10 protein-coding genes and 2 other annotated features are annotated in these 12360 nt (G+C 26.7%); all 10 genes read right to left on the bottom strand.

Translation table 11 applies throughout. The features are described 5' to 3' along the window. Window positions 1-5: 5 nt before the first annotated feature. Window positions 6-1502, bottom strand: coding sequence for a sugar ABC transporter ATP-binding protein (locus tag KGF38_RS14920; protein WP_074179031.1), 1497 nt, complete (start codon window positions 1500-1502; stop codon window positions 6-8). Between the two features lie 12 nt (window positions 1503-1514). Beyond that, a complete protein-coding gene (locus KGF38_RS14915) occupies window positions 1515-2699 on the bottom strand; it encodes a hypothetical protein (protein ID WP_074179030.1) in 1185 nt (394 codons plus the stop codon). Continuing rightward, entirely contained in the window at window positions 2692-3642 is a 951-nt protein-coding gene (locus KGF38_RS14910; RefSeq protein ID WP_054270072.1) for an N-acetylglucosamine kinase, read from the bottom strand. The genes KGF38_RS14915 and KGF38_RS14910 overlap by 8 nt, the downstream gene beginning before the upstream one ends. Before the next feature lies 1 nt (window position 3643). Further along, entirely contained in the window at window positions 3644-4738 is a 1095-nt protein-coding gene (locus KGF38_RS14905; RefSeq protein ID WP_074179029.1) for an ROK family protein, read from the bottom strand. A gap of 167 nt (window positions 4739-4905) precedes the next feature. Then, entirely contained in the window at window positions 4906-6171 is a 1266-nt protein-coding gene (gene hisD / locus KGF38_RS14900) for a histidinol dehydrogenase (RefSeq protein WP_054270070.1), read from the bottom strand. A 243-nt stretch (window positions 6172-6414) separates the two neighbouring features. Further along, window positions 6415-6906 (bottom strand): exosporium morphogenetic protein CdeM, encoded by a 492-nt coding sequence (gene cdeM, locus KGF38_RS14895; protein ID WP_054270069.1) that lies wholly within the window; start codon window positions 6904-6906, stop codon window positions 6415-6417. A gap of 115 nt (window positions 6907-7021) precedes the next feature. Beyond that, window positions 7022-8239 (bottom strand): homoserine dehydrogenase, encoded by a 1218-nt coding sequence (locus tag KGF38_RS14890; protein ID WP_054270068.1) that lies wholly within the window; start codon window positions 8237-8239, stop codon window positions 7022-7024. 85 nt (window positions 8240-8324) lie between these two features. Further along, window positions 8325-8560 (bottom strand) — a binding site (T-box leader). A 65-nt stretch (window positions 8561-8625) separates the two neighbouring features. Beyond that, window positions 8626-8866, bottom strand: a binding site (T-box leader). Window positions 8867-8947: 81 nt separating this feature from the next. After that, the gene (locus KGF38_RS14885) at window positions 8948-10804 is read right to left on the bottom strand and encodes a PAS domain-containing sensor histidine kinase (RefSeq protein ID WP_074179028.1); all 1857 of its coding nucleotides are present in this window, start codon (window positions 10802-10804) and stop codon (window positions 8948-8950) included. 127 nt (window positions 10805-10931) lie between these two features. Beyond that, on the bottom strand, window positions 10932-11867 hold the full coding sequence (locus KGF38_RS14880; protein ID WP_074179027.1) for a sugar-binding transcriptional regulator: 936 nt from the start codon (window positions 11865-11867) through the stop codon (window positions 10932-10934). Between the two features lie 116 nt (window positions 11868-11983). After that, window positions 11984-12295 (bottom strand): hypothetical protein, encoded by a 312-nt coding sequence (locus tag KGF38_RS14875; protein ID WP_054270065.1) that lies wholly within the window; start codon window positions 12293-12295, stop codon window positions 11984-11986. Window positions 12296-12360 lie beyond the last annotated feature (65 nt).

Genomic DNA, 12360 nt, shown 5'->3' with positions numbered 1-12360 from the left:
ATTTTTTATACATTAAATATACTGTTCATTATGTCTTGAACCTTTATATTTTCTTTTTTTAAATCATCTACAATAGAACCTTCTCTAGTTACTAAAATTCTATCACTTACTCTTATTACTTCTTCTAAATCAGAAGATATAAATATTACTCCTATTCCTTTACTTGAAAATTCCTTTATTGTATTAAAAATATCTTCTTTCGCAGCAATATCTATTCCTTTTGTCGGTTCATCATATATTATTAAATCTAAATCTTTGTCTAGCCATTTAGAAACTACTACTTTTTGTTGGTTTCCACCACTAAGTTCCTTTACCTCTTGTTTTACATCACTAATTTTTATTCCTAGTTCTTTAACTCCTTTTTTAGAAAATTCAATTTCTCTATTTCTATCTATAAACAATAGTTTCTTAAATTTATCAATTTGTACTGATGCTGAATTAGTATATATAGCCTGCTCTAAAATTAACCCCAGATTTTTTCTATCTTCAGGAATCAATCCTATTTTATTCTTTATAGCAATTTTAGGAGATGTTATATCTACTTTTTTACCATTAATAAATATATCTCCACTATCTTTATTCTCTATCCCAAATATCAAATTTATTATTTCAGTTCTTCTTGAACCTACAAGACCTGCAAGACCTACAACTTCACCTCTATAAACTTTAAATGAAACATCTTTTATTTTATTAGACCAACTTATATTCTCAACTTCTAGTACTGGGGGTTCTTCATACTTTGCAAATGTATAATCCTTTTTCTCAATAAGTTTGTGATTATCATCACCTGTCATAAGTTGAGTTATTTTTAATTTATTTAAATCTTTTACATCATAAGTTCCAATCATAACTCCATTTTTCATTATACTTGTACTATCACATACCTTAAACACTTCCTCTAATATATGAGAAATATAAACTATAGTTTTACCTTTAGATTTTAATCTGTTTATTATTTTAAACAATCCTTCTTTTTCATTATTAGTAAGTGATGTTGTTGGCTCATCCATTATGATAATTTCAGAATTACATGAAACTGCTTTCATTATCTCAACCATTTGTTGATTTGCTATGCTCAAATTGGACACTACTATATGTGGGTCTATATTAAAATCAAAATCTTCACAAATCTTCATATATTCTTCTAGCATATCTTTCTTATTTAAAAACACAATTCCCTTTAAAGTTTCTCTACCAAGAAAAACGTTTTCTATAACTGTAAGTGTTGGTATTAAACTTAATTCTTGATAAATTATACTAATACCATTTTCTTTAGAATGATGTGGATTTTTAAACATAATTTCTTTACCCTTTAGGATTACTTTACCTTTAGTTTGAGCATGAACTCCTCCTAAAATTTTAATAAGTGTAGATTTTCCTGCACCATTAGCTCCCAAAAGAGCTCTTACTTCTCCCTTTTCTAATTCGAAATCTATACCATTTAAAACATCTACTTTTCCAAAACTTTTAAATATTTGTTGCATTTCCAATATCTTACTCACTATATCACCCCACTAATTCCTAAACCATTTTATAATTTCATCAATATTTTCTTTTGGTGCTGATAACAAGTCCCAAGATAAAACATATCCTTTTACTGCTGTCTTATTTATATTTAAAATATTTTCACTTATATATTTAGGTGTAACAGGAGCTATAATTTCTTTTTTATTAATTTCAATGCCTACATATATATCTTTAGTAAGATTTTTTGTCATAAAATTTATTTCTTCTAGTACAAATTTTATGGGATATACATCCCCTTCATACTCTGTAATCCCTAAAATATCTAAGAATTTTTGTTTTACAATCTCTTTATTTTCCTGTACAGATTCATCAATAAGTTTTTCAAATTCAAATGGTAAACCTGCTGGAGCTTTTGTAATTCTATACATCATCGGTTTTATAAAATCAGCTACCTCTTGTAGCCTTTCTAAATCTTGACCTGTAAAGTAAGAAATAAAGGGAGAAAAAGTATCTATGCCTATTTTCAATCCTTTATCTTTAAAATAACTACTTATATCTACTAATGCATTGTATATACTTTGATTTTTTATTTCGAAAAAATTTTCCCATATTTTATTTTTAAATTTGTATTTTCCATTAATGTATTCTGTTATGCCAAATGGAGTATCTTTATTACTTATCACTTTGTTAGATACATTATTCATTTCTATTATTAATGACTTTTTATCTATATTATTTTTTTCATATATATTTAAACAATCTTTACAAAAACAATTAAAAACACCATTTAACTTATTCGAAAAAGAAGCATACCTTATCTTATCTAGAAAAATTCCATCAAATTCAATTTCACTAAAATAAGTACTATATATTTTCTTTACATTTTCTATATTTTCCTTATTATTTGGACAATAAAATTCAAAGTTCTCATCTTCTTGTAAAGTATATCCCTTAACTTCTTTTCCAGTATAATCAATTAGTAAATTACTTTTTTCAAGCAATCCTATTTCCGAAAAGCATGGTAACCAAAGATATAATTCAACACTATATTTATTTAACAATTTTTTAGTTTTTATATATAACTCTTTATCTACATTCCAACCCATGATAACCTTTTCTATATCAATATATTCCATCAATTCTAATAGCTTACATTTTATATCATTAAATTTTATTTCTTTATTTTTAAATCCACCTGTAAAAATTTGTACTATCACTTTTTTTCTATCCATGTTTGACCCTCCTATCAGCTAATGCCATAGCAAGTCTTATACCTCCATATACAGGCTGATTTTCTTGAAGTATAAAGTTTAATTTTTTATCTATGTTTTCTGCTTTTAAATTATTCATTAACATTTGAGCATATATAGTTCTGTTTAATGTTCCACCAGACAAGACTATATTTATTTCATTTTTATCCTTTTTCATTGAATTATAGATTTTACTTAATATTACTTGAGCTAATTTAGATAATTCAATTGATGACTCTCTTAATATTTCAATAGCTAATTTATCTCCTTGTTCAGCGCAATCAATCACTAATGAAGCTAAATTTGCTATTTCAACATTGTTATTTATTTCAGTAATCATATATGTAAGTTTTTCAAAGCTATCTGCATTAAAGAAATATAAGACACAATTAAATAAATCACTATACTCATGACACTCATCACAATAAAGTAAGACCTTCTTTAATAATTTTCTTCCTATATCATATCCAGAGCCCAAATCACTAAAATTATATCCCCATCCACCAACTCTATATATTTCTCCATCTTCTCTAATTCCTAATACAATCGAACCTGTCCCAGCTACAATTACTAAACCAGGAGTATCAGTTTGTGCATAAAAGGCTAACACTGCATCATTTACTAGATACATTTTTTCTTTATTAAGTCCAATTTTTAATATTTCATCCATTATAATTTTATAATCATTAGGAGAATCACATCCTGATATCCCAAATACAGTGTACTCAATATCATCATAATTAATATGCAAATCTTTTAATATTTTCTCAAACCCATTATTAATATTTTCATATGTTTTTTGTATTCCAACTGACTTGTAATTAGTTGAACCAGTAGTGTACTCTTTAAGTATGTTTCCATCTAAATCACTTACACAAAATTTTGTCTTTGTTCCTCCTCCATCTATTGAAATCAAATATCTCACATTAATATCCTCCTTTTTTATTAGACAAGGAATATTGATAGTCAGTTTCTTTTAAACACATACTAATTACTCCATTTATACTTCCTTCTCTCAGTGACTCTACTTTTATTAATTTAGGGAAATTTTCTTCTCCCACACTCTTACTTACATCTTTCTCTATAAATTCCATATCAGCCTCAGTTAATATACTGCATTGTATAATCATAGCTTGTGGATTTAAGACACATACAAGAGTTCTTACAAAATTTGATATTATTGATAAGACTTCTTTTTTAAAATTATTATCCTTGCTCTCCAAATATCTTTTTCTTAAACTTAAAATATAATCTTCAATATTTAAGTTTTCATAATTATACTTATTAAACTCCATATTTAAATAACTTAATTCTCCAGCAAAATTTGTGGAACCTAAATATAACTCGCCATTTATAACTATCCCTGAACCAATACCATCTTCTAAATACATAAGAGCCATATTTTTATATTCATCTTTATACTGTTTTTGGTAAATTCCAATAGTAGTAATATTTGTATCATTTTCTATAAATACTTTAGTATTGTATTTACTCTTTATTAAAGTCTCTAGGTTTATACCTTCCCAACTTTTTATAGTTGGTATATTCTTAACCACACCATTTTTTACAACTCCTGGAACTCCAATCCCAATAGCTCTTATACTGTTTTCTCTTACCTTTTCTATTAAAGTATCTATAACAAAAAAAGTATCTTGGTTAACGTTTTCATAGGTATCCATTCTTATGTCAAATTCCTCTTGATAAGTTATATCCCCTAATAAATTTGCAACTACTCCTATACAGCTATTTCTATAATAATATAAAGCTATTATGTGTTCCAAATTTGCATTTATTTCAAATAATTGTGCTCTTCTTCCTCCAGTAGACTCACTTAATCCACTTACTTTGACCTCATTTTTTAAGGCTAATTGTTCTACAATTTTATTAACTGTAGCTAAACTCAATTCAGTAATACTTGAAATTTCTGGCTTCGTTATAGGACCTTCATTTTTTATAATGTTTTTTATTAAATCTTCATTTACTTTTTTTATCGTTTGTGGCTTTCCAACTATATTTTTCATAAACAACACCTTACTTTATAAACTTTATTTATTAAGTTTAGTATAATATCTTCAATACAAATTTGTCAATAAATTTTCAATAAAAAAGCCATTTCAATATAATCTAAAATTATTATGAAATGACGTTTCTATTGAAATAGCTGATTTAAAAACAAGTCTTTTAAAATCTATTTTTTAAACCTAACTTCAGCTGCCTTTGCATGAGCATACAGTCCCTCTTCTTTTGCTAACTTTTCTGCAACAGGAGCTAACGCTTTTATAGCCTTTTCATTCAATATCTGCTTTGTACAAGTTTTTATAAATGTACCAACCCAAACACCACCTGTGTATCTTGATGCTTTAAGTGTTGGTAATGTATGATTTGTACCTGAAACATAGTCACCAAATACTTCTGCAGAAAGATTTCCAATAAATAGAGAACCATAGTTAATTAATTTATCACAAATCTCATCATACTTCTCTACTGCAACTTCTAAATGTTCTGGTGCATAAAAATTACTTATTTTAATAGCTTCCTCAATATCATCAACTAAAATTATCTCTCCATTATTCTCCCATGAACTAGATGCTATATCTTTTGTTGGCAAATCTTCTAACATAATTTTTATATTTTTCTCAACTTCATTTGCTATTTCTAAGCTATTTGTCAATAATATACCTCTTGCATTTAAATCATGCTCACATTGTGCTAATAAATCAGCTGCAATATAAACTGGATTTGAAGTTTCATCAGCTATTATAAGAACTTCACTTGGACCAGCTACAAAATCAATTCCCACTTGACCATAACACTGTCTTTTAGCTTCAGTTACAAATTTATTTCCTGGTCCTACAATTATGTCAACTGGATTAATCTTTTCTGTACCATATGTAAATGCTGCTATAGCTTGGACACCTCCAGTTGCATATATTTCATCAGCCCCTGCTATGTCCATAGCTACCAACGTTTTAGGATTTATATCTTCAGTATTTTTCATAGTTGGCGAACATGCTACTATTCTTTTTACACCTGCAACTTTTGCAGGTATTATAAGCATAAGTGCTGTTGAAAATAATGGATATTGCCCACCTGGAACATATGCAAGGCATGATTCTATTGGAATATTAGTTTGACCTAAGATTACACCTGGATAAATTTCTTTTTCAAAAGAATTTTCAAAACTTGATTTTTGAGCTTTAGCAAATTCTCTTATATTTTCAGCAGCAATCTTCAGATTATTTATAAATTCATTATCTACATGTTTATAAGCTTCTTTTATCTCTTCTTTAGTAATTCTAAATTCATATCTTGTATTTTTATCAAACTTATCATTGTATTTTCTAAGTGCAACATCCTTATTTCTTCTTATATCTTCTATTATAGAACTTACTTGCTCTCTTAAAACCTTTTCATCTACCTTTTCTTTTGTGCTTGATGTTTTGATGCTTTTCATTTTTTACCTCCTAGTTTTACAATATTATTCTCATTTAAGATACATCAATAAATAAAAACTCCCACCCTCTATTAAAAGCTAGAGGATAGGAGTCTAATCATATTGTACTCACCTCACTAACTGAGCACTATTTGTCTAATAACTATACTTATATTTCTTCTAATCATTAATTTTTTTCTGAATTTTCTCTTTATTATACATAATATGATATATTTTAACTATTGATTTGTCAATGAAATTCTTTTATTTTCTACCACAGTTACAGTTAGGTTTATGGCATTTATGGCAACAATTGTTGTTTCCACCATTATTTCCATTTCTTCTAGCTTCACATTCCATACCTTTATCAAATAATCTAGCAGCTTCTGCTAAATATTCTATTCCTCTATAATTGAACTCAGAATATTCATCCCAGTATTTTTCTGCTTTTTCCCATAATTTTCTAGCTTCACATTCATATGCTAATGCTTCTTTTTTTCTTTCTGCAGATTCGCAGAATGCTTCTCTAGCTTCTCTTTCTCTTATTTCAGCTTCTCTTCTAAATCTTTCACAGTTTCTAGGTCTATTTTCTTCTTGATTTGAACATCCACAGTTTGAACCTCTTCTTTCTCTATCTTCATCGTACGCTGCTCTTTCATATTCTTCTCCATCATTTTGGAACCATTTAGCTGTAGCTTCTCCTCTTTCATACCAATCTTCTGGATAACCACCATTTGCATATTTTTTATTTTCCATATAACATATCTCTCCTTTTAATTTTAATTTTTTATGAGATGTTTTGTTTTATCTCATAGTATATAGTATTAAAATTATCAAAATATGTTACATATAAACTTATTTTTTCCCTTTTTTAACTTATTTTCAACATTTTATTCATTTTTTCGCAATATCCCTTATCTTTTATTAGACATAAACTGTTATTTATTTCATACTCAGAATCAGCATAAACCATAATAGCAAGCTCATCATCATCATTTAAAACATCATAATTTACTAAGCAATTCTCAACTATATTCAATATTTCATCTTTATTACATTTTTTAAATCTAAGAAGTGCTCCACATTTTTCTCTAACTATCTTATTAACCTGTATTTTATCTTTAGTAAAAGAATCTATACTTGAAACTCTATTATCTATTATATCAATCACATCTGAATAAACTGCACTTCCTGTTGCTAGACTTCCAGCTCCCTTACCTACAAAAGAAACTTCTCCTACTGAATCGCCATTTACTATAACAGCATTAAATTCATTGTCTATTCTAGCAAGTATATTATCTTTTTCTACTAGGACAGGTCTAACAAAAGCACTTACTTTATCATTTTCATACTTACTTTGACCAATTAATTTTATCTTACAATTTAATTTTTTTGCATATTCAATATCTTTTTCATCTATATCTGTAATTCCCTCTAAATATACATCTTTCCAATACACTCTATTATCATAAGCTAGAGTTGATAATATTGATAGTTTTCTAGCAGCATCATATCCTAATACATCTGACTCTGGATTGGCTTCAGCAAAACCTAATTCCTGAGCTTGCTTTAACGCCATATCATAAGATAAATTCTCGTCATACATTTTAGATAATATAAAGTTAGTAGTTCCATTTAAAATAGCATTTATACTATCTATGTTATTTCCTTCTAATGACTCTATTATTGGTTTTAATACTGGTATCCCTCCAGCAACTGAAGCTTCAAATTTTATACTTACCTTATTTTCACTTGCTAATTTTGCAAGCTCATCTCCACATTCAGCTAGCAAATCTTTATTTGCTGTAACAACATGAATTTTATTATTTAAAGCTTTTTTAATATAAGATAATGTTGGTTCTAAACCACCCATAACTTCTACAAGTATATCTATATCTTTTTCAAATATATCATCTATATTATTAGTTATTATATTAGAGTATTTTTTACCTTTATGTTTTTCTAGATTGTTAACTAAAATTCCAACTATTTCTATATTTCTTTTTTCTTTATTATTATCTATTATATCTATAAGTCCACTTCCTACAGTTCCATATCCTAGTACTCCAATTTTCACTTTATTCTCCATTTTATTATCCTCCTAAAATTTATAATTTTCCGATTTTTTTTTATTTTTAATCTTTTATTGCAATAAAAATAGACTCATCCCTAGATAAAGGGACGAGTCTATGCTCGCGGTTCCACCCAATTTGATTTCATCATTTATTGATAAAATCCACTTTATACTTTAACGCAGTTAACGGTTAATCTTACTAAAACCTTTCAAGGTAACTTCAGACCACAGCTCCTAGGTAGTTTTCAATTTTTCAAACTTAGAAAGTCTTTCAGCCTTTGAACTTTCCTCTCTGATAGTCGAACTAAATCTACTCTTCCTATTCATCGCTTTTATATTTTTTATGATTATTATAATTACTATTTATATTTTTAAATAACAAAAAACTCCCATCCTTATAACATAAGGACGAGAGTATTATTCCCGCGGTTCCACCTAACTTAATTTTCATATATTATGAAAACTCACTTTACACTTTAACGCAGTTAACGACTATTCTTACTAAAATCTATTAATATAGATAACTTCAGAAAGTAGCTCCTAGGTAGTTTTCAATCTCTCTAATTTAAAAAGTCTTTCAGCCGATGGACTCTTCTCTCTGGCAATCGAATTAGATTTACTCTTCCTATTCATCGCTTTTTATTTATTATGTTGTAATTTATTTTAAACCCTTCTAAAACAATTGTCAATAGTTTTTTAAAATTTTATCTATTTACACTTAAATTATAAATCCGAAAATTCTATTTCTAATTTTTTACTTAGTTCATCGCTAACTTCTCTTTTATAATTGCATTTTTCAGTATTATTTTCTCTTCTAATTGGCAATGAAACAATAAATTCACTTCCAATCCCAAGTTGACTCTTTAAACATATACTTCCATCATGTAATTCAACTAAAGATTTCACTAATGAAAGGCCAATTCCACTTCCTTTAACCCTATAAGAAAGTTCATTATCAATTTGTTCAAATCTATTAAATATCTTATCTATTTTTTCTTTTGGTATACCTATTCCACTGTCAGATATTTTCATTTTAAACATATCATCTTTCACACATAGAAATATATTTATCTCTCCATTTTCTTTATTATACTTAATTCCATTAGAAAGCAAATTTAATATTATTCTTTCCAATTTTTCTGAATCAAATAACATAGTAAATTCTTCTATTTCTGTATCAAATGTAAGTTGTATGTTATTTTGACTTGCGAAATCAGCTACAGACATACATATATCCTCTATAAATGAAATTATATCGGATTCTTCTGGTTTGAAATCTAAATATCCTGACTGCATTTTTGTAAAGTCTATAAAATTATTAACCAATCTTAATATTCTATTTCCATTCTGTTTTATCATACCTAGATTTCTTTTTAAAGTATCATTTGATTCTATTAAATCTGCTTCTTTTCTTTCTATTAATTGTAATGAAGACGAGATTAAATTTATGGGGGTTCTAAGTTCATGAGACAAATTTGCAAAGAACTCCATTTTGTTTTTATCCATTTCTTCTTCTAATTTTTTTCTTCTGCTTATATCTCTTGCTGTTCCAATTATTCCAATAACACTTCCATAACTATCAAAAAATGGTCTTTTTGTAATCTCAATGCACTTATTTTCATTATTCATACTTATATTTGATTCAAATGTAACCACTTTTTTATTTTCAACTACATCTTTATCACTTTTAAGTATTGTATCTATTAAGGATTCTTCTGTTGATATTTTATAACTATTCTTTCCTAATAATTCTTCTTTATTCATACAAGCTAAATTTAAAAAACCTGAATTAAATCCAATGTAATTTCCATACACATCTTTATAAAACATATTCTCTGGAATTGAATGTTCAATCATCTTCATTAAGTTTTTTGAATTATAGTTTTTGTTACTATTTCCACTATATATTATATTATCTATTATTCCTATAGTTCCCAAAAGTTCATCTTCATCATACAAAAAATATTTTTCAACCATGAAGAATGTTTCTTTGTATTCAAATAGATTTTGTAAAAATCTTTTTTTACTCGATACACCTTCTATATAATCATTCCTAAATAATTTTCCGGTGCTTTCTCCCCATACTTCTACATCATTCTTCCCAAATATATCTTTTGTTGTTTTAATATTATTATTTAATATTGGAACTAAATTTTCGCTACAATCTATGTATATGCCTTCTTCATCTTTTATATAGGCTATTTTTTCTTTTTTATTAAAAGAATCGATTACTTGTCTGTAATCAAATACAATCTTGCAAAAATACAAAATTATATGTGATTCTCCTATTATTTGTTTTTTTATGTTTATCCAATTTTTAAGTGTTGGTATATATCTTTTTACACAGTTTACATTATCTGAAAATAACTCATTAAAATATTTCTTGGCTTTAAATACAGGTAATAAATCTAATATATTTTCGTCACAAAGTCCTTCTTCTAATTTTAATATTTTCCCCATACCTTTACTTATATATTCTACTCGATATTCTATATTTTCTTGTTCCTTTATAACTTTACAATATAAAAAAGGAACAGGTATATTTTTTATAAAATTTACATATTTATTATGGGTATCCATATCCTAACCACTACCTCTCAATGTTATTTACAATAGTACTCTTTAAGTAATTATATGACAATTTTCTATTAATTATAACATATTTTATAAGATTTTCTTGTAAATAAATTTAATTTTATGTAATTTATTATTTGTTTATAATTATTTGTGTCGCTTTTTTCTCATCAGTTATTATGTGTGTTATGTATCCAGTCTTCAATGCACCTGTTATTGCACTTACACTAGAATCTGAACATATGGCTATAACCTTTTTTGCTTTTTTTAATTTTTCAAGAGGTATTTGTATAACATAGTCATTATCACTTTTAATTATTTCCCCATACTTATTAAAATAATAAGATAAAAATGAACCTACTGCCTTCTCTTTTGTAAGCTTTTTCCCAAATCTAATTGCAGTAGCTTGGTCTGGTACCTGTGGGTAATTATCTATGGATAAAATTATTGTGTCAATATTATCCCATTTTTTCTCCATACTTTGATAATTTTCAGTTTTCAAATATATATCTCTTTCTTCACTACTAGTTGGGAATGCAGGCGCATATAAAAATACAGGACTAAATCCTGTACTATTTGAAAATACAGATATTAACTCATTAGGATGATATCCTTTGTTTGGTATATTTGCCATCCCAACTAATGGATATACCTCTCCTTTAAAAATACAATTATCATCACTCTTTTGCATTTCTTCCATTATATTACCTATAATATAACCCCACCCTATTCCTACATTACTGACCTTATTTAATTCTTCTTTTATATACTTTATTCCATGATTTAGTATAGTCTGTTGAGTTATATATTCAGTTTTAGCTTCAGGAACTATTAACCCGCCTTTAATACTAAAAATATCTTTTATTTGATTCATCAATAAATCATTACTAGAAAACAATTCTCTAATTTCTATTTTTACTATTCCAATCTCTTTTGCTCTATTTAACATCTTACTTACTAAGGGTCTTGATACACCTAAGATTTTTGCAATTTCTGCTTGAGTTTTATTTTCTTCATAATACATTTTTGATACTTCTACCAATTTCAACATTTCATTATCAATAGTCATATTTTCATCCTTTCAAAGTTGATTATAAATTAAAATTATATCATTAAATAAATTTTGTCAAGTTGTATTAATAATAAAAAAAGGCTAGAAAAATCCTAGACTTTTTAGCTTAAATATCAACATTCTTGCATTAATTCAATTATAAAACCACCATTAATTATAAATGCACATTTCAAGTTATCTCCTACATTAAAAGGTTCTACAATTACTTCATTCTCACTCAAGTATTTATCCATATTTTTTACTTTATATGCAACATGAGGATTCTTTTGCATTATTTCTGGAAGTGGACTTCCTTCAACAAATCTCAAGTATTCATATTTAAACTCTGTATATTTTGGGTCTGTTATATAAACCTTTAATTCTTCATTAAATTCCTCATGTTCTTGTGGTTTGTCTGTTATAACACCTATATGTACAAATTCCATAAATTTACCTCCAATATATTGAAATTTATGTATTATATTGATATTTATATACTTAACTTAGTATA

The sequence above is a fragment of the Clostridioides sp. ZZV14-6387 genome (genome assembly GCF_020657835.1).
GTDB lineage: Bacteria > Bacillota > Clostridia > Peptostreptococcales > Peptostreptococcaceae > Clostridioides > Clostridioides difficile_A.
The sequence above is the reverse complement of the archived record's forward strand: the minus strand, read 5'-3'. Positions and strand labels throughout refer to the sequence as shown.

Bases quoted from the DNA above. Each gene is read 5' to 3' on its own strand.
- KGF38_RS14915 (WP_074179030.1), bottom strand. From the start codon at position 2,699: ATGGATAGAAAAAAAGTGATAGTACAAATTTTTACAGGTGGATTTAAA.
- KGF38_RS14905 (WP_074179029.1), bottom strand. From the start codon at position 4,738: ATGAAAAATATAGTTGGAAAGCCACAAACGATAAAAAAAGTAAATGAA.
- hisD (WP_054270070.1), bottom strand. From the start codon at position 6,171: ATGAAAAGCATCAAAACATCAAGCACAAAAGAAAAGGTAGATGAAAAG.
- cdeM (WP_054270069.1), bottom strand. From the start codon at position 6,906: ATGGAAAATAAAAAATATGCAAATGGTGGTTATCCAGAAGATTGGTAT.
- KGF38_RS14890 (WP_054270068.1), bottom strand. From the start codon at position 8,239: ATGGAGAATAAAGTGAAAATTGGAGTACTAGGATATGGAACTGTAGGA.
- KGF38_RS14885 (WP_074179028.1), bottom strand. From the start codon at position 10,804: ATGGATACCCATAATAAATATGTAAATTTTATAAAAAATATACCTGTT.
- KGF38_RS14880 (WP_074179027.1), bottom strand. From the start codon at position 11,867: ATGACTATTGATAATGAAATGTTGAAATTGGTAGAAGTATCAAAAATG.
- KGF38_RS14875 (WP_054270065.1), bottom strand. From the start codon at position 12,295: ATGGAATTTGTACATATAGGTGTTATAACAGACAAACCACAAGAACAT.